At 66.9% G+C, this 18,327-nt stretch carries 12 protein-coding genes and 1 tRNA gene; 9 read left to right on the top strand and 4 right to left on the bottom strand.

All coding sequences use genetic code 11. The annotated features are described in order from the left end of the window. Nucleotides 1-3: 3 nt before the first annotated feature. The 3 genes from NVV57_05965 to NVV57_05955 all read left to right on the top strand — a co-directional run bounded on the left by NVV57_05965 (nucleotide 4) and on the right by NVV57_05955 (nucleotide 2,079). The gene (locus NVV57_05965; protein MCR6712253.1) at nucleotides 4-684 is read left to right on the top strand and encodes a phage holin family protein; all 681 of its coding nucleotides are present in this window, start codon (nucleotides 4-6) and stop codon (nucleotides 682-684) included. After that, the gene (locus NVV57_05960; protein MCR6712252.1) at nucleotides 648-2,018 is read left to right on the top strand and encodes an alkaline phosphatase family protein; all 1,371 of its coding nucleotides are present in this window, start codon (nucleotides 648-650) and stop codon (nucleotides 2,016-2,018) included. Before NVV57_05965 ends, NVV57_05960 begins: the two co-directional genes overlap by 37 nt. Beyond that, nucleotides 2,009-2,079 (top strand) — tRNA-Gly (locus NVV57_05955). Before NVV57_05960 ends, NVV57_05955 begins: the two co-directional genes overlap by 10 nt. 1 nt (nucleotide 2,080) lies before the next feature. On the opposite strand, the gene NVV57_05950 is transcribed toward NVV57_05955, so the two are convergent. Then, nucleotides 2,081-2,629, bottom strand: a complete 549-nt coding sequence (locus tag NVV57_05950) for a DUF5317 domain-containing protein (protein MCR6712251.1) — start codon at nucleotides 2,627-2,629, stop codon at nucleotides 2,081-2,083. A 3-nt stretch (nucleotides 2,630-2,632) separates the two neighbouring features. Next, nucleotides 2,633-4,654, bottom strand: a complete 2,022-nt coding sequence (locus tag NVV57_05945; protein ID MCR6712250.1) for an EAL domain-containing protein — start codon at nucleotides 4,652-4,654, stop codon at nucleotides 2,633-2,635. A gap of 1,661 nt (nucleotides 4,655-6,315) precedes the next feature. On the opposite strand from NVV57_05945, the gene NVV57_05940 reads away from it, so the two are divergent. Beyond that, nucleotides 6,316-7,698, top strand: a complete 1,383-nt coding sequence (locus tag NVV57_05940; protein ID MCR6712249.1) for a UTP--glucose-1-phosphate uridylyltransferase — start codon at nucleotides 6,316-6,318, stop codon at nucleotides 7,696-7,698. A gap of 1,339 nt (nucleotides 7,699-9,037) precedes the next feature. On the opposite strand, the gene NVV57_05935 is transcribed toward NVV57_05940, so the two are convergent. Continuing rightward, nucleotides 9,038-10,888, bottom strand: a complete 1,851-nt coding sequence (locus NVV57_05935; protein ID MCR6712248.1) for a bifunctional copper resistance protein CopD/cytochrome c oxidase assembly protein — start codon at nucleotides 10,886-10,888, stop codon at nucleotides 9,038-9,040. Nucleotides 10,889-10,977: 89 nt separating this feature from the next. Here NVV57_05935 and NVV57_05930 point away from each other — a divergent pair, with 89 nt between their 5' ends. After that, nucleotides 10,978-12,687, top strand: coding sequence for an MFS transporter (locus NVV57_05930; GenBank protein ID MCR6712247.1), 1,710 nt, complete (start codon nucleotides 10,978-10,980; stop codon nucleotides 12,685-12,687). A gap of 323 nt (nucleotides 12,688-13,010) precedes the next feature. On the opposite strand, the gene NVV57_05925 is transcribed toward NVV57_05930, so the two are convergent. After that, nucleotides 13,011-14,015: a DUF2332 domain-containing protein gene (locus NVV57_05925; protein MCR6712246.1), complete on the bottom strand. Its 1,005-nt coding sequence runs from the start codon at nucleotides 14,013-14,015 to the stop codon at nucleotides 13,011-13,013. Between the two features lie 46 nt (nucleotides 14,016-14,061). On the opposite strand from NVV57_05925, the gene NVV57_05920 reads away from it, so the two are divergent. From NVV57_05920 to NVV57_05905, 4 genes are all read left to right on the top strand, one after another. Continuing rightward, complete coding sequence (locus NVV57_05920; protein MCR6712245.1) at nucleotides 14,062-15,165, top strand: winged helix DNA-binding domain-containing protein; 1,104 nt, start codon at nucleotides 14,062-14,064, stop codon at nucleotides 15,163-15,165. A 96-nt stretch (nucleotides 15,166-15,261) separates the two neighbouring features. Next, a complete protein-coding gene (locus NVV57_05915) occupies nucleotides 15,262-15,543 on the top strand; it encodes a hypothetical protein (GenBank protein MCR6712244.1) in 282 nt (93 codons plus the stop codon). Nucleotides 15,544-15,878: 335 nt separating this feature from the next. Continuing rightward, entirely contained in the window at nucleotides 15,879-16,985 is a 1,107-nt protein-coding gene (locus tag NVV57_05910) for a hypothetical protein (protein ID MCR6712243.1), read from the top strand. Beyond that, entirely contained in the window at nucleotides 16,934-18,304 is a 1,371-nt protein-coding gene (locus NVV57_05905) for a hypothetical protein (GenBank protein MCR6712242.1), read from the top strand. Before NVV57_05910 ends, NVV57_05905 begins: the two co-directional genes overlap by 52 nt. Nucleotides 18,305-18,327 lie beyond the last annotated feature (23 nt).

The following is an 18,327-nucleotide window of genomic DNA, read 5'->3' as shown; positions in this document are numbered from 1 at the left end:
GCCATGCGCCGCCGCATAGCAGAGGCGATCGCGCAACTGCTCGCCATCGCCATCACGGTGTGGCTGACGCCGGGCGTGAGCGCGGACCACTGGTGGTCCCTCGTGATCGCGGCCGTCCTTGTGGCCGGGGTGTCCTGGGCGCTCCGGCCCGCGCTCGCCTGGTGTGCCCGACGCTTTGGCTGGCCGGGCGCCGCACTCACCGCGCTCTTCGCCCAAGCGGTGGTGCTTGGGCTTGCGCTCGCGCTGACGCCCGGCATGCACATGGACACGCTGTGGCACCTCGTGCTCGCGTCGTGGATCTACGGCGCCGTAGCGGCGATCCTGTTCTGGCTGTTCGGCGCGAGCGGCGACGACTACCTCATCGACTACGCGATCCGGCTCGCGCGCCGGCGCCCGGCCCCGGAGGTGGACGACGCCGAGGGCGTGCTGTTCCTCCAACTGGATGGGGTCCCTGCGCCGGTGCTGGACTATGAGGTGCGGGCCGGGAACCTCCCCACCATCGCACGCTGGCTGCGAGATGGCACCCACACCTGGACCGAGTGGACGGCCCGCGTCCCCTCCACCACGCCCGTGAGCCAGGCGGGGATCCTGCACGGCACAACGGAGAACCTGCCGCCTTCCGGTGGTACGACCGCGAGCTTGGACGCATGCTCGTCGCCAACAAGCCTGCCGATGCCGCCGTGATCGAAGCCAGGATCAGCGACGGCGCGGGACTGCTTGCGGACGACGGCGTCTCTATCTCCAACCTCTTCAGCGGCGACGCTGCCACTGCCCAACTGACCATGAGCTCGCTGGAGAACAAGGGCAAAGCCTTGGGGGCGTCGGGCAGCTATGCGGCCTTCCTCACGCACCCGACCGGGCTTGCGCGAGGCGTGACCCTCACCATTGGCGAGATGGTCAAGGAGGTGTTCCAGGCGCGGCGGCAGCGGCGGCACGACGTCACGCCCCGCATACACCGTGGGGGCGCCTACGTGGCGCTGCGCGGCGTCACCAATGTGCTGCTGCGGGATCTCAACGTGGCGCTCGTCGCGGACGCGATGCTGAGCGGCCGCAAGGCCATCTACGCGGACTTCGTCGACTACGACGAGATCGCGCACCACGCCGGCGTCACCCGGCCCGAGTCGCTCGCGTCCCTCTACGGGCTCGATCGCGTGGTGGGCTCGCTCGAGAGGCTGGCGCGGTCCGGGGCCGCGCCGCGGCGCTACCGGATCGTGCTCGTGAGCGACCACGGCCAGTCCCAGGGCGCCACGTTCCTGCAGCGGACGGGCGAGTCGCTCGCCGACTTCGTGTCCTCGCATGCCGCGGGTGCTGCGGCCGTTGGCGAGGAGGAGGGCGAGGCGCGCGGTCGCGTTCGTGCGCTCATCGAGGGGCTCGGCGAATCGCTTCCCGCTCGCGTGATCTCCCGCGCCGTGCCCAATACTGCGGTGCCCGACGCTGCTGCCGGGGATGCACCGGAGCCCGGCATCGCGGTGGTCGGCTCTGGCAACCTGGGCGCGATCTGGTTCACGGACTCTCAGGAGCGGCTCACCCTTGCGCAGCTCGAGGCCGCGCATCCCGGCCTCATCGAGGCGCTCGCGACGCACCCGGCGGTCGGGTTCGTGGTGGTGCAGGGAGCCACGGGGCCGGTAGCGGTAGGCGCACACGGCGCGATGCACCTCGAGACCGGAGCCGTGACGGGCGAGGATCCGCTCGAGGCGTTCCCCGCGGCCAGGGCGGACTTTGCGCGCGTGTCCGCGTTCGCCTCCGCACCGGACATCTACGTGAACTCGCTCTACGACGCGTCGCTCGGCGAGGTGGCGGCGTTCGAGGAGCTCGTCGGCTGCCACGGCGGGCTCGGCGGCTGGCAGACTCGGCCGCTCCTGGTGCACCCCGCGGACTGGACCGTAGACGCTTCCCTAAGTGGAGCGTCGGGCCTGCTTGAAGGGGCCGAGACCGTGCACCGGCAACTGGTGCGCTGGCTCGAGGGGCTTGGGCACCGCGCGGACTTGGCTATCATGGAGCCCACACCGCGGGTGTAGTTCAATGGCAGAACTTCAGCTTCCCAAGCTGATAGCGCGGGTTCGATTCCCGTCACCCGCTCTCACTCCGGCACTGGTTGCGCGTCCTCCACGGGTTGGCCGATACGACGCGCGCCGCTCCACGCCGCCACGAACGCGCCAATCACGATGAGCACATCGCCAACGCTGAAGGTGTTGGCAAGCGGCAAGGGCGCGGGCCATGCGAAGACGTCCCCGAGCCATGGCAGCTTGGGGTCCTCAAGCACGGCGGTGTTGTTGAAGCCGCCCGTCTCATCGAGTCCCGCCCGCGCCACGGCATCCGCGGAGGCAGGCAGGGTGCCGCCGTTCAGCGCGATGGCGACGCCGTTCGAGAGTGCTCCCGCGCCGACGAAGTAGACGCCTGGGAAGTGGCGGTTGAGCCACAGGAAGCCGATCGCGGCCGCATACGAGGCCACGTGCAGTCCTGCCGCCAGGTTGTGGGGCATGTCCACCATGAGCACCACGGTCTGGAAGATCAGCGTGGCCCAGATCAGCAGTGGCCACTTCCACTTGTTCAGCAGCAGGCCGGCCGGCCAGCGCCCCGCGACGAGAGGCGACGCGAGCGCGAGCACGCAGGCGGCGAGGACAAGCATCGGCTAGGCGGGTTGCGCGCCAGCGCGGCTGCCGCCCTTGAAGAACGGCGAGATTTCCGACGCTGGAACGGGGATTCCCAGATGGAAGCCCTGGCCAATGGGGCAGCCGAGTTCGCGCAAAGCGACCGCGGTCGCCTCGTCCTCGATGCCTTCGGCGACCACCCTGAGGCCGAGGGCACGTGCCAGCGAGATCGTCGAGCGGACGATGATCAGGTCGTGGTTCTCGGTGCCGATATTGCTCACGAACGAGCGGTCGATCTTGAGCTCGTCGATCTCGAGTCGCTTGAGGTAATTGAGGGATGCGTTGCCGGTGCCGTAGTCATCGATCGCGATTGCCACGCCAAGCCCGCGCAAAGCGTGGACCACGGTGTCGGCGCGCACGGCGTCGGCCAGAATGCCGGTCTCCGTCACCTCGAGGACCAACGAGCTCGCCGGGACGTCGTGGCGAAGCAGGGCATCACGCACCTGATCGGGGAGGGCGAGGTCGGAGAGCAGGCGCGCGGAGAGGTTCACGGCCATGCGGAGCTCGTGGCCCTGCGCGCGCCACTCGGCGAGTTCGGCGAGAGCCGCGTTCATGACGTAGGCGGTGAGCGGGACCACAAGGCCGGAACTCTCCGCGAGGGCAATGAACTCCTCGGCGGTGACCTCGCCGCGCCGCGGGTGGCGCCAACGCACGAGCGCCTCAACGCCCACCAGCTTGCCGTCGCTGAGATCGAGCTGTGGCTGGTAGACCACGTGCAGTTCGTTGGAGTGAATGGCCGTGCGGAGATCCGCGAGGAGCTGCAGCCGCTCAAGAGTGTTGATGTCGAACTCCGAGGAGTACAGGCTGATGCGGTCGCGCTCGAGCTTCGCGTGATACAGCGCGATGTCCACGTTCTTCATGAGGGTGTCGGAGTCGTCACCGTGGTGTGGGGCGACGGCGACGCCCGCGCTCGCCCTCACGAGCAGTTCGAGCCCCTCGATGTGGACGGGAGTGTCAAGCGCGCCGAGGAGGTTGCGCGCGGCGGTTGCCGTGTCCAGCATGTCGCCGAACACCACGACCGCGAACTCGTCGCCGCCGAGGCGGTGGACGGTCGCGTTCTCCGGCGCGGCCGCCGTGAGCTCATCGGCGACCTTGCGCAGGATGAGGTCGCCGAAGGGGTGGCCGAGCGTGTCGTTGATGTCCTTGAAGTGGTCAAGGTCGAGTAGGACGAGGCCGGGGCCGTCGGTCTTGGACCGTTGCGCGTTCGCGAGTCCCTTGACGATCTCGTAGTGCAGTTGCGCTCTGTTGCCAAGACCCGTGAGCTGGTCGTGGGTGGCGTCATGCGCGTGGCGCGCGGCGGACTGCGTGAACAGGTGCGCCGCGATGACGGGGGCGGCGAGCAGAATCAGAGCCCATGCGCCCTCGGCGGCGATGAGTGCCGCGATTCCGCCGATGCTGAGGAGGACGAGGTTGCTCACAAAGAAGTCACGCACGTCGCTCCGCAGAACGGCGAATAGACGCTGATCAGTGACGCGCGAGACGATCCCCGCTACCAACACCCAGTTCACAGCGAACATGACTAGACCGCCCGCCATGAGCGCGAGGATGTCGCGGGGTTCCACGGCCATGGGCGCCGACAGCGGCGAATAGCCGGTCAGCGCCGCGTAGACGAGGCCCGCGCTGGCCACACTGAGCGTGTACTGGGCGGTGTTGAAGAGTGACTTCTTGGGTGCGCGGTGCTGCAGCGCGTCGTCCGTGAGACTGGCGAGGACCTGGACAACGACGCCGACGGTCAACCCAGCCACGCCCACGAGGGCGAGCACGAAGGGGGCCGAGGTCGAAAGGGTGCGGTCGGATCTGCCCGCCCGGGGAAGGACGATCGGCTTCACCTCACCCGCGATCGCGGCGAAAGCCAGCAACAGCGTCGGCCATACCGGGATGCCGTGGATGAGCTCATCCCAGTCGGTTGACAGAAGGATGAAGGCGAGCGCGATTACGCCGAGAGTGATGACCGCGGCGACATAAGCGTCGAGTCGCGCGGATGACGAGCGTGCTCGCCGCACCGCACCGCCGCTAGGCGTCGAGGGTTCTAGTTCCACTTCCACCCGGCGCCCGCGATCGTGGCCGCCACCACGAGAGTCGTCGCCGAGGAGGTTATCCGTACGAGCCTGCTGCTGATCAGGATGGTCCACTTGTCCATGATGGGTCCTATTGGGTAGTCGCGATCAGATGCGCGCCGTGAGATTGCTCACCCGCGCGGTACTTCGGGCAGGTTCGTGCTCAGTTCCACTTCCAGCCGGTCGAGGCAACATTGGCGAGCTTGCTGTCGGAGGTGATCGTCCACTTGTCCATGAGAGTTAGTCCTTTGTCAGTTGAAGAGTTGATGAGGGGGTTCGGACCAGGCGTTCGCCTAGTTCCACTTCCAGCCAGTCGAGGCAACGTTCGAGAGCTTGTCGTTGGTGAGAGTCCACTTGTCCATGAGAGTCAGTCCTTTGAGTTCAGAAGAGTTGATGAGGGGATTGGGCTAGGCGCTGAGGCCTAGTTCCACTTCCAGCCGGTCGAAGCAACGTTCGCGAGCTTGTCGTTGGTGAGAGTCCACTTGTCCATGAGAATTGGTCCTTTGACTTCAGAAGAGTTGATGAGGGGATTGGGCTAGGCGCTGAGGCCTAGTTCCACTTCCAGCCAGTCGAAGCAACGTTCGCGAGCTTGTCGTTGGTGAGAGTCCACTTGTCCATGAGAGTTAGTCCTTTGTGATTTGAAGAGTTGATGAGGGGTGTGGTCCAGGCGCCGGGGCCTAGTTCCACTTCCAGCCGGTCGAGGCATCGTTGGCGAGCTTGCTGTCCGAGGTGATCGTCCACTTGTCCATGAGAGTCAGTCCTTTGTCAGTTGAAGAGTTGATGAGGGGGTTCGGACCAGGCGTTCGCCTAGTTCCACTTCCAGCCAGTTGAAGCCGCGTTCGAGAGCTTGTCGTTGTTGAGGGTCCACTTGTCCATGAGAGTCAGTCCTTTGTCAGTTGAAGAGTTGATGAGGGGTTTCGGACCAGGCGTTCGCCTAGTTCCACTTCCAGCCAGTTGAAGCCACGTTCGAGAGCTTGTCGTTGTTGAGAGTCCACTTGTCCATGAGAGTCAGTCCTTTGTCAGTTGAAGAGTTGATGAGGGGGTTCGGAGTAGGCGCCGAGGCCTAGTTCCACTTCCAGCCGGCGCCTGCGATCGTCGCGACGGCGACGAGGGTGGTGGCGGAGGCCGCGACACGCACGACTTTGGAGCTGGCGATAACGGTCCACTTGTCCATTTGAGTTAGTCCATTTCTTTCAAAGGTTGAGTTGTTGGTGCCCGCAGCGAGCAGGCGGTTCCCCCACGGAGGTGATTGCTGCCTAGTTCCACTTCCAGCCGGCGCCTGCGATCGTCGCGACGGCGACGAGCGTGGTCGCCGATGCGGCGACGCGAACGGTCTTGGAATTGGTGAGGATGGTCCACTTGTCCACGGTGATCTCCTGTCGGTGGCGACGATGGCACTGACGCAAGCCGCCCCTGCGGTGATCTCGCGAACTGAGGGATCTCGAGATCACTGAACTGCAACCATCGTCAACTACTTGTATTGGGATGCAGGGCGCAACCTGGACTAATCATCGCGCCCAAACGCGCTCGGTGCCACCCATATTTGGGGCATTTCTCCCAAAGCGGCTGGGACCGGTCCCAGGACCGGAGCCACTAGGCTCGACACCATGAGCGCAGCTGGACTCACTCAGGCACAGGAAAAGATGCGTCAAGCGGGCGTGAGCCAGGCCGCGATCGACGTCTTCACCCACTACTACGGCCAGCTCGAGGCGGGCGCCACCGGGCTTATCCTCGAGGACTCGATCGAGCCCCTCACGGACCCGGACAGATTGGCCGGCGTGGAGATCAGCGAGGCCGACGCCAATGATGCCTTCGCGAAGACGGTCATCATCAAGCTCAACGGCGGGCTCGGCACCTCGATGGGCATGGACCGCGCCAAGTCGCTGCTGCCCGTCCGCGACGGCAAGTCGTTCCTCGACCTCATCGTCGAGCAGGTGCGCCACGCCCGCGCAGCCACGGGTGCTCCGCTACCGCTGCTGCTCATGAACTCGTTCCGTACCAGGGACGACTCCCTCGCAGCCCTCGCCGCGCATCCGGACATCGCGGTTCCAGGCCTGCCCCTCGACTTCCTCCAGAATGCGGAGCCGAAGATCCGCGTCGACGACCTCACCCCCGTGAGCTGGCCCGCGGATCCCACGCTTGAGTGGTGCCCTCCGGGCCACGGCGATATCTACACGGCGCTGCTCGGTTCCGGCGTTCTGCAGCAGCTCCTTGACGCCGGCTTCAAGTACGCGTCCGCGTCCAACTCGGACAATCTGGGCGCCGTGCCAAGCCCGCGTATCGCCGGCTGGTTTGCAGCGTCGGGCGCCCCGTACGCGGCTGAACTGTGCCCGCGAACCCTTGCGGACAAGAAGGGCGGCCACCTCGCCATTCGCAAGGCCGACGGCCGGCTCATCCTCCGCGACACCGCCCAAACCGCGCCGGAGGAGATGGACTACTTCACCGACGAGTTCCGCCACCCGTTCTTCCACACGAACAACCTGTGGTTCGACCTCGAGAAGCTACACGCGGCGCTCACCGAGCGCGGCGCGGTGCTTGGACTGCCGCTCATTCGCAACGTCAAGACCGTGGATCCCACGGACTCCAGCAGTCCCGAGGTGTTCCAGATCGAGACCGCGATGGGCGCCGCGATCGAGGTGTTCGAGGGTGCCACCGCGATCGTCGTTGGCCGCGACCGCTTCCTGCCCGTGAAGACCACGAACGACCTGCTTCTGCTCCGCAGCGACGCCTACGAGCTCGCCGACGACGGCGCGCTGCGCCTCGCCGTGGACGCCGCCCCGCTCGTTGACCTCGACTCGAAGCACTTCAAGACGGTGCAGAAGTTCGACGAGCGCTTCCCGTACGGAGCACCCTCGCTGCGCGAGGCCACGAGCCTCACTGTCAACGGGGACTGGACCTTCGGCGCGGACGTCTCCGTCACTGGCGCGGTCACACTGGCCGACGCCGGCTCACCTCAGCTCGTGCCCGACGGTTCTCGCCTGGGCAGTTAGCGGGCAACCCCAGCACCCCCGCCGCCCTGGAATGGCCTCTGAGGGTCACGAAATCGCGTTTTCGTGACCCTCAGAGCCCATTCGGGAGGGGCGGCGCGCCTGCGCGGGAACCCCGGCGCACCCGGCGCGCCTCCGCGGGAACCATCCCGGACGCTCCTAGCGTTGCATCAGCGGCTTGGAGTTTTCTCACAGCCAGCTGGCAAGGCGAAGGCCCCCCGGAATAGGAGTCCGGGGGGCCTTGCCATGACCAATGAGTTCTCGCCCACGTGCGGTTTGACCCGCAAGAAGCGACGGCCGCGATTGACGATGCGGCTTCACCCCCGTGGGGGTGACCTCCTGGCCGACGCTACGGGCCGTGAGTCCCTGTGCCGTCACCCACAGTTCGCGTCGACCGCCTTGCGAGCAGCCGCCTTGAAGTGGACCAACGTTGTCCGAAGCGTCCGATCAGATCATTCACCGCGCCCTCACAAGGAGAGCCTGAGACCCGGTCGAGATCCGGCCGTGGCCCCAAAGGGGCCCCGGTCGATCCCGCTCGGCTCGGCTGCCGATCACCTGCAAGGCGCGAGCCCCGCAACTTCACAGCGACCGGTCCGCCATCCGCACGAACCCCGAAGGGCTACGGCTTCCGGCATCCCGAGGGATCGCCATCCGATCGCAACCCCCAGAAGGGGCCGCACTCTTCCGGCCATCCCGCGCCGAACCACCCGAGTGCCGAGCTCCGTGGGAAACCCCACTGAACCCTGGCCCGCTCCAGGTCACGGTCTCCCGTCACCCGGAACAACCCGCCGGACCCGGTCACCCGGACCCCGCGAGCCTCGCGTGGGCTTTGGCCGCCTTCCTAGGTGGCGACCTGAGGAGCCGTCCCGCCTTCCGCAACACCCGAAGGTGCCGCTTCCCGCGGATTGTCGTCTCGGTGAACCAGTGGCTTGCGCCCCTGACCTCCAAGAACTCCAAAAAACCTTCCCCGACAACCTTGCGGCCCTCGGTTCCGGCACCTTCCCCAACTGCCTCAAAGCCCCTGGTGAGGACCGTTACCCGAGTCCGAAGACCCTGATCACGGTGACCCTCCCCAGCTGCCTAGCGGCCGCCGGTTCCGGTAATTCCGGTTCCTCATCGATTGGTGAATGTCCCTCTCGATGGGGATAGGTCTACTCGCGTCCATCCGGGACTTGCAACTCGAAATCGACCCTTTTTTTCATCCACTTTTTCCTCACACGGTTGTCCACCGAATTCACACACGCGTCACCAGAAGTTCACATGCCTGTGGACGAAATCTGTGGATGAGAGGGCGGGTGAGAGTGGCGTCCGTCACGTCATTTGGCCCGACGCTGGGGCCGGCTCAGGCGCCGCGGTTGCGGTCGTCTTGGGCCACCTTGGCAAGCATTTCGTTATAGGCGGTGAGGTCGGCGTCGTGATCGCGCTCGGCCTTGCGGTCGAGGCGGACCGTCTCGCGGGCGTCCGATTGGCGCCACGCCGTGACCACCAGGATCGCGAGCAGCACCACGGGCAGCTCACCCATGCCCCATGCCAACTGGCCGCCATATTGCTGGTCGGTAATAGCGTCGGGCCCCCAGGTGCGGCCCATGAGCCCAAACCAGGTTGGCGCGAGCAGCACCATGGACGAGGTCATGGTGACGCCGAAGAACGCGTGGGCCGCCATGGTGGCGAACAACAGCACGATGCGCATGGGGAAGCGCGGGCGGCTGGGGCCTGGGTCGATGCCGATGAGCGCGTTGACGAAGAGGTACCCGACGATCGCGAAGTGGAACAGCATCCACAGGTGCCCCGCGTGATTGCGGAGCGAGAACTCGAACAGCGGCGAGTAGTAGAAGACGATCAGCGCCGAGGCGAAGCTCGCGGCGGCGATGACAGGGTGCGAGACGAACTTCATGAAGCGCGACTCCACGAGCCCGCGAAGCCACTCGCGGGAGCCGCGGGAGTGGTCGTGGCGCACGGGCAGCGCGCGCAGCGCGAGCGTGACGGGCGCCGCGAGCGCGAGGAAGATCGGCGAGACGGTGACGAGCACCATGTGCTCCACCATGTGGCCGGAGAAGATCGTCATGCCGTAGATGGCGGGCGCGCCCTGGCTCACCCACAGCAGCGACAGGATGCCGACGACCCACAGCACATCGCGATAGACCGGCCACGTGTCGCCGCGCCGCCTGAGACGCGCCGACCAGCGCAGGTACTGCACGCCGGCCACCACGAACACGAAGGCGGCGATGATCTCCAGCCGCCACAGCCCAATCCAGTTCCAGGCCGACGGCTGGGGCGGCAGGTCATAGCCCGTCAGGTAGTACGCGGGGCTGGGATCGATGACGGGAAGCGCCTGCAATGGCGGGGCCATGGTGCTGAGGACGCCCGCGATCCCCATAATCGCGACCAAGGCGACCACATCCACGGAGAGGACGCGCCAGAACCTGGCCGCAACGTCGGCCCTGCTGAGGCGCGGGAAGGTGCGTGCTCGATGCCAGGCCGCGAGCGCGATGGCGAGGGCCATCAGCGCGATCTTGCTCGCGAGGACGCGGCCGTAACTGGTGGTGAAGAACTCGCTCAGCGAGTCGAGACGCAGCCAGGCGTTCGCGACGCCGGAGACCGTGACGAGGATCGCGCCCCAGATGGCGATGCGAGAGGCGCGGATCATGACGTCCTTGGCATGATCGCCCAGGGGCTTGCGCAGGGCGGCGACCACGCCGATGACGCCCACCCAGATGGTCGCGCCCATGAGGTGGAGGAACATCGAGCTGGTGGCGAGGTGATGGTCGGCGGAGCCGGCGGCGTGGCCGGTCTGCGCGAGCCAGGCGATCGCCCACGCGACCGGCATGAGGCTCCAGCCCGCGAGCAACGGGCCGCGTACCAGGGCCATCATGATGGACGTGACGAGCGCGCCCACGATCACCTGGCGGTGCGCCTGGAGCAGTTCCACCGAGTTGGAGTAGCTCCACCACTCCTGCAGGAAGCGGTTGACGTCGACGCCGGAGTCCCTGATGTACGCGTAGGTGGCGAGGCTGTAGGTGAGCGCGGAGGCGACCCATGCGATGCTCGCGAGGCGGCCGATCAGGGCGGCGCGGTCGGCGGCCTTGCTGTCTTTGGGGATGCTCGTGGCGATGAGCAGCAAAGCGCCGACGACGCCTGCCATCGACAGGTCGCGAATTGCGCCTGACACGGCCACGATCGTGTCGGCACTCATGCCAAAAGGGTACGGCCCCTTTCACGTGTCACCGGGCAGACCTAGACTCTCCTGGTGTCTACCGAGTCCCCCTTCTTGCGCGCCGCCAGATCAACCTGATCGTCACCGGCCTGCTCATCGGCATGTTCATGTCCGCGCTGGACCAGATGGTGGTCTCCACCGCCATTCGCACCATCGGCGACGACCTCAACGGCCTCACGCTCCAGGCGTGGGTCACCACGGCTTATCTCATCGCGGCCACCATCTCGACTCCGCTGTACGGCAAGCTCTCCGATATCTACGGGCGCAAGCCGCTGTACGTGATCTCCATCTCGGCGTTCGTGCTGGGCTCGCTGCTGTGCGGCACGGCCACGAACATGTACCAGCTCGCGGCCTACCGCGGCATCCAGGGACTCGGCGCCGGCGGCCTGATGGCGCTCGCGCTGATCATCCTCGGCGACATCCTCAGCCCCCGCGAGCGCACCAAGTACCAGGCGCTCTTCTTTGGCGTGTGGGGCATCGCCTCCGTGCTTGGTCCCGTGATCGGCGGCTTCTTCGCCGGCGCCGACCAGATTCTGGGGCTCGCGGGGTGGCGCTGGACCTTCCTCATCAACGTCCCCTTTGGCGCGGCGACCCTGATCGTGATCCTGCGCGTGCTGCACCTGCCGGCGATGCACAAGAAGGTGGCGATCGACTGGTGGGGCGTGGCGACGCTCATCGTGGCGCTCGTCCCGCTGCTCATCGTGCTGGAGCAAGGCCGCGTGTGGGGCTGGTCGTCCGGCAAGGTGATCGGGCTCTCCGTCGTCGCGTTCCTCGGCGTCGTCGGCTTCATCGCGTCCGAGCTCAAGGCCGGGGACGACGCCCTGCTGCCGCCCCGAATGTTCCGCAACCGCACCGTCGGGGTATCCACGGGCCTGAACTTCGTCATGGGGTTCGCGATGTTCGGCGGCCTCGCCGGCCTGCCCCTGTACCTCCAGATCGCGAAGGGCATGTCGCCCACGGCCGCCGGGCTCGCGATGCTCCCGTTCACGGTGGGCATCCTGGTGATGGCCACGCTGTCCGCGCGCGTGATCCACCAGACGGGCAAGTACAAGATCTTCCCCATCGTGGGCACCGGTCTGCTCGTGCTGGCCGGGCTGTACCTGTCCACTCTGACCGCCACGTCTTCCCTTTGGGCCATGAGTCTGGGTGCGGTGGCTTTCGGCATGGGCCTCGGCGGCGTGATGCAGCCCAACATGCTTGCGGTGCAGAACGCGGTGGAGCCTCGAGACATGGGCGTCGGCTCTGCTTCCGTCATGTTCTTCCGGCAGATCGGCGGCTCCATCGGCACCGCCGTGTTCCTGACGCTCATGTTCTCCGCAGTCCCCGGCGCCATCGCCGACCAGTTCCAGACCGCGGCCGCGACGCCCGAGTTCCAGCAGGCGGTCCAGGATCCCGACGTGCTCGCGAACCCGGCGAACGCCGCGGTGATCGAGGTCATCAAGACGGGCTCGCTCGATGCGGCGGGCGACGCCGGCATCTCGCTCGACGACACCTCCTTCATCAACGAGCTGGACCCCGTGCTCGCCTCACCGTTCAAGGAGGGGTTCGCGGACGCGATCATGGGCGTGATCTTCATCTCGTCGCTGATCACGCTCATCGCGTTTGTGCTGTCGTTCTTCGTCCCGCAGCTACCGCTGCGCGAGAAGTCGGGGCTTGAGACTCTGCGGGACGACGATCGCGAGCTCACCCCCGAGGACCAGGTCGGCGACGGCATCCCGGACGCGGACGAGCGCGATGCCGACCCGCGCGGCGCGCCCGTGAGCGAACCTGGGTTCTAGCAAGGGCCCATCCCCCTCCACCCGCCACGGTTTAGGCACACTGCGCATACCAAAGCGCGCGACGCGCCCCGGTTTAGGCACACCACGCATACCTTGCCCCCGCATACCTTGCCCCCGCATACCTTGCCCCCGCGCGCACCCTGGTTTAGGCACACCAGTCCTGCTGTTTGCCCGCCATCGCCTCGGTTTAGGCACCTGAGTCCTGGTTTCGGTCCAGGAAGGTCTCGGGCGCACCTTGCCCAGGCCATGTGGCTTGCGCCTTGGAAACAGGACTGAGCTGCCTAAACCTCGAGCCGAGCGCCGAGGAACCAGGACTGAGCTGCCTAAACCGCTGCGGTCGACGCTGGAAAACGGTCCAGCCATGCCCCATGGTGATGGCCCTGCGCCACGGGCGGGTTCGCATAAGGCCGCGCACCCACGTAAACGAGCGGGCTGACGCTGCCGGGCCGCGGCTCGAAGGAGATGCGCGCGAGCGGACGCTCGTGCGCGAGGTCCACCACGATGGAGTCCAAGCGGTCCTGCGCGTCCTGCGGGAGTTGGTACAGCGCGATCGTGTGGAAGATCAGCACAGGCTCGCCGGCCGGGAGGGAGCGCACCACGCCCGGCAGCGTCTCCAGCGCATCGCCCGCGACCATGGTCACCGGCGTCTCGCGCCGAATCGCGATCGCGGCACGCAACCGCGCCAGCCGCTCCGCATGTTCGGGCCACACCAAGGCCTCCAGCCATGCAACAGCGTCCGGATCCGCCACGTCCACCGGCGCGAGGTCAAGCCCGGTCCGCGTCGCGAACTCGGGCACCCGCGCGGGCAACGAGAAGCCGCCGCGGTTCTCGCAGGCGAGGGTGACCGCGCTGGAACCGATCACACCACCCCCGTAGTCGTACGCGTACCGATCCAGGCACAGATTCAGCCCCGCCGAAGTGCCGATGTCGATCGCGTGCACCACACCGTCGCCAAATCCGGCCACCGCCTTGGCGACGAAGGGGAGGATGACGGCACAGCGTCGGGCCTCGTTGGTTTGGGTGCGGCGGGTGCAGCCGATCTCCACGATCTCTTCTTGGTGCGCGAGCACGAAGGCCCGGAAGTCGCGAAAGGGGAGATCCGGAAGCGGGCAGCCGCGCAGCAGCTGCACCGCGCCGAAGAGCAGGTTCATGGGCGGCACGTTGTCGATGCGGACGACCACGTTGAGGAGCGCCGGGTCCTCGGTGATCTCCGCGGCCAGGCGCGAGTACAGCGGCGAGTCCGTGGCCGCGCGCATCCAGCCGCGAATCTCGGCGACGACTCCTTCGCGCGTGCCGCGGTCCGCGCTCGAGTGCGCCCAGTCGCTCATGGGGTGAGGCTATTGCGTGTGGGCGGCGCGGCGTAGGGTCGCGGGCATGGCAAGTGGCACCGCTTTGTTGTCCGACGCTGACGTGCGCAGGGCGCGGTTGCGCTCGCTTCTGCTGGCGTCGGGTGGGCAACGCTCCGTGTTGGACGTCGCGGAATGGTTCGGCGCGATGCAGGCGCAGGACCTGGCGAGTGGGGCGTGGTCGTTTGGCGCTCGGGTTCCAGGGCTCTCCGAGGCGGACGTGCAGGCCGCTCAAGAGAATCGCGAGGTGCTCCGCACATGGCCCATGCGCGGCACCGTGCATTTTGTACCGGCTCGCGACGCCGCGTGGATGGTGGCGCTCATGGACAAGAAGCCGCTCGCGGGAGGGGCCGCGCGGCGCGAGTACCTGGGGATCACGCTGGCGCAAGTGGATCGGGCGGTGGTGGTGTTGGCCGACGCTCTGGCCGGCGGCCGCGTGCTGACTCGCGACGAATGCGTGGCCGTCCTTGCGGCCGACGGCCTGCCGACCGAAGGCCAGCGGAGTTACCACTGGCTCTGGTACGCGTGCCAACTGGGCGTGCTGGCGCAGGGGCCGCCGCGGGGCAAGGACCACACGTTCGTGCTTCTCAGCGAGTGGGTGCCGACGCCGAACACACCGTCGCGCGAGGAGGGGCTCGCGATCATGGCGAGACGGTACTTCCAGTCGCATGGGCCGGCCTCGGAGAAGGACTTTGCGCGGTGGACCGGGATGGGGCTGCGGGAGTGCCGCGAGGGGATCGCCGGGATCGGCGACGAACTGGTGAAGGTGGAAACGAGCGGCGGGCCGATGCTCGCGGCGGGGGCCGTGCTGGACTCGGACGAGGCGACACGGCGGCACGTGGTGCTGCCCGGCTTCGACGAGTTCATGCTGGGCTACGCGGACCGCTCGCTGTTGGTCGACCCGGCGCACTTCGGCGCCGTCGTGCCTGGCAACAACGGGGTCTTCCAGTCGACGCTCGTGAAGGACGGGCAAGCCGTGGGCATCTGGAAGCGCACGCTCAAACCCAAGACCGTAGATGTGGTGACCACCGAGTTCACGGCGACCACAGCGTCGGACAGAAAGGCGTTCGAGCGCGAGTTCGCGACGTACGCGAGGTTCGTGGGGCGGGAGGCGCGGGTGGCGTGGAACTGAACTGGTTCACAAATCGCGCCCCCCGCTCGGCAACAACCTCGTTAGCGTAGTCCGCAGCGACACAAGCTCTGCGCCGGCACCCACCAAGGAACACTGATGCCCATCCGCCTGATGAACGATTACGGCGCGGCCCGCCCGCTGTGGAACGAGGAAGGGCTCGCCGACGATGGCCAGCCACCTCTCCCGGACGAACTCGAGGCCGCTCTGCGCGCATGGGCCACAAACTTCAACGCCCACTTCAGTTGGGAGGAGGGCTGGCCGTCGGCGGCGATGGAACGCGCCCACCGAGCCGAGGGCGAGCGGTTGCTCGCGGCCCTTCGCGAGGCGCTTCCCGATGACGACGTCACATTCGACTACTGGGAAGAGGCTCACAGATGAGGCTCAAGCCACACGGCAAGCCAACGAGCTCCGCATGCGCATATGTTGTTTATTAATCGACATCATGAGCGATACAAAGCGAGTTACACACACGTTGTTTGAGGACTCCGACCTGGACGAACGTGAACTCGCTGTGCGCTCGACGACGTCGCGGCCGTGGCGCTTGGCGAAGGTACGCTCGGGCGCGGATACCTTCGCCCAGGCTGGTTAGGGCTGGAGACACGAGACCAAGCCACGTAGCAGCGAGTCTCAACCTGGTCTCAGATACCTCTCCGCGGGCGGCGCTGAGGCACCCCCAAGCAGTAATGTGCGAGCACTGCTGGGGAGGTAGAACCATGTCCATTCTTGATATCAGGCCTCGTATTCGCGCTATTGTCGCCGGAATCGCGGCAGCGCTCATGCTCGGAGGCGCGATCGCCGTGGTGCAGGCCCCGACGGCCGACGCTGCCACCGTCACGCTCGCCAACGGCTCGTGGTACTCGGGCGCCATGCAGAACACGCGAGAGATCGACTGCTCCAGTGTGATCTGGGGCAGCCCCTACATCGGCCCCGCGGTCATGGCGTACACGAGCATCGAGGTGGACATGGCGGCGTCCAAGCCCGCTCAGGGCGACACGTTCTACGCCTCGATCTCCGTTGGCGCCGCCGCGATGCCATGCGGGGGCCAAGGAGTGGTGCCGGGCTTCAAGCTCCCCGCCGGCGTAGAACTCAGCATCACGGCGTCGACCCCGCTAGCGGTCAACGGCACGCCACTGGCCGCGAGCTACGTCCAGCAGAATTGCGCGGGCACCACCGGGGTCTACTGCATCGCCTCCAACACCGTCGACGCGCCGCTGTGGTCCGCCGTGAGCGGCAACAAGTGGGAGTGGCTCATCCCGCTCAAGGCCACCACCCCTCAGAACATGACCAAGTTCGAGGCGTGGATCCAGGTGGCATCCGGATCGGGGACGTACCTGCTCAAGCCGTGGGCGCCCATCAACGTGTTCGGCACCGCGTCCAACGTGGGCAACGGCTCCACCCCCACGAACACGGGCGCCAACTCTCCCAACGCGTACCGCGTGGGCTACCCGCAGCCGTCCACCACGGCCGTGGACCAGTTCGAGTGGTTCGGCGATACGTACACCGCCAAGTACGGCCTGCTGTCGCTCGCCTATCTGTACACGAACGGCAGCGCCGGCACGTACTACGTGAGGCGAGCCACGACGTCGGCCGGTCTGGACACCAGCGGCGCGTACCAACAGTCCACGGGCGCCCTGCCGTCGGGCTCCGACGCGCTCACGTTCGCCACCGACTGGGACGTGGCCGCCTACTCGGCGATCAAAGCCGCCAGAAGTACTACTGGAAGATCGGCTTCAAACCCACGGGAGCGTCGGCCGTCATCTGGGGCTCGGTGCAGACCTTCACCGGCCTGTACGCCGCCACGTGCGGCGGCCAAGGGGTAACCGTGTCGCTCGCGGCTGGCGAGGTGGCGACCCCCGGCGACGACGTCATCCTCGGAACGCCGGGCGACGACATCATCGACGGCCTTGGCGGAAACGACATTATCTGCGGGCTCGGCGGCAACGACCGGCTCATCGGGGGCGCCGGCAGCGACCAGCTCTTTGGCGGCGATGGGAACGACACCCTCGAGGCCTCGGAACCTCAATCCAGCTGGAGGGTGGGCGGCACCACCTACGGGAACGACATCGTGGATGGCGGCGCCGGCACGGACACCGTGAGCTACGCGGCCCAGGGTCAGGACGACGGCTCCGGCATCGGCGTGCTCGTGGACCTCAGCGTCACCACCCAGCAGAACACGGCCAACGCGGGCAGGGACACCATCACCAACGTGGAGAGCGTGGTGGGCTCGCAGTGGAACGACACCCTCAAGGGGACCACCGGCGCCAACACGTTCCGGGGGCTCGGCGGCACCAACTACATCAACGGCAACGGCGGCGCGGACACGATCGACTACTCGTGGCTCAACACCCAGTCCGCGGACGCCACCTACAAGGGCGTGAAGTTCGAGCTGCTCGACAGCGGCGGCTCCATGCGGGCCTCGTTCGGCAGCGGCGCCCAGGCGGGCATGGACCTCCTGGGACTGGGCCTCACCGGCAGCAGCCCGGTTCTGCCCCCACAGAACATCATCGGCTCCAAGTACGCCGACCTGATCTTGGGCGACGCCCGCGACAACACCATTCGCCCCGGCCTTGGCAACGACCGCGTGGAAGCTGGTGCGGGCGTGGACACCGTCTCGTACGCGGGCGTCACCAAGGCCGTGACGGTGAACCTGAAGACAGGGAAGGCAACCGGTGGTGGTGGCACGGACACGCTGATCGGCTTCGAGAACGCGACGGGCGGCAGCGGCCCCGACACGCTCGTCGGCACGTCCGGCGCGAACGTGCTGAACGGCGGCTCGGGCACGGACACCGTGTCCTACGTGGGGTTCACCAAGGCCGTGAAGATCGACCTCGCCAAGAAAAAGGTGACCGGCGGCGCGGGCAGCGACGCCCTGATGTCCATCGAGAATGCCACGGGCGGAAGCGGCGCGGACACGATCTACGGGACGTCGGGCGTGAACGTGCTGCGCGGCGGGTCCGGAAACGACACCATCAAGGGTGCCTCCGGCAACGACAAGCTCTACGGTGACGCGGGCAACGACAAGCTGTACGGCGATGCGGGCAACGACACCATCACCGGCGGCACGGGGAAGGACACCTGCTACGGCGGCACCGGCACAGACAAAGCCAGTTCCTGCGAGGTGAAGAGCTCGGTTCCGTAGCGGCTGCCTAGCGGCAACGGCCG

Origin of the sequence: Demequina sp., assembly GCA_024707205.1 — a bacterium.
Taxonomy (GTDB): domain Bacteria; phylum Actinomycetota; class Actinomycetes; order Actinomycetales; family Demequinaceae; genus Demequina.
Note: the sequence above shows the minus strand (reverse complement) of the source record. Positions and strands in the feature narration are given on the sequence as shown.

Bases quoted from the DNA above. Each gene is read 5' to 3' on its own strand.
- NVV57_05965 (MCR6712253.1), top strand. From the start codon at position 4: ATGCGCCGCCGCATAGCAGAGGCGATCGCGCAACTGCTCGCCATCGCC.
- NVV57_05960 (MCR6712252.1), top strand. From the start codon at position 648: ATGCTCGTCGCCAACAAGCCTGCCGATGCCGCCGTGATCGAAGCCAGG.
- NVV57_05950 (MCR6712251.1), bottom strand. From the start codon at position 2,629: ATGCTTGTCCTCGCCGCCTGCGTGCTCGCGCTCGCGTCGCCTCTCGTC.
- NVV57_05940 (MCR6712249.1), top strand. From the start codon at position 6,316: ATGAGCGCAGCTGGACTCACTCAGGCACAGGAAAAGATGCGTCAAGCG.
- NVV57_05935 (MCR6712248.1), bottom strand. From the start codon at position 10,888: ATGAGTGCCGACACGATCGTGGCCGTGTCAGGCGCAATTCGCGACCTG.
- NVV57_05925 (MCR6712246.1), bottom strand. From the start codon at position 14,015: ATGAGCGACTGGGCGCACTCGAGCGCGGACCGCGGCACGCGCGAAGGA.
- NVV57_05920 (MCR6712245.1), top strand. From the start codon at position 14,062: ATGGCAAGTGGCACCGCTTTGTTGTCCGACGCTGACGTGCGCAGGGCG.
- NVV57_05915 (MCR6712244.1), top strand. From the start codon at position 15,262: ATGCCCATCCGCCTGATGAACGATTACGGCGCGGCCCGCCCGCTGTGG.
- NVV57_05910 (MCR6712243.1), top strand. From the start codon at position 15,879: ATGTCCATTCTTGATATCAGGCCTCGTATTCGCGCTATTGTCGCCGGA.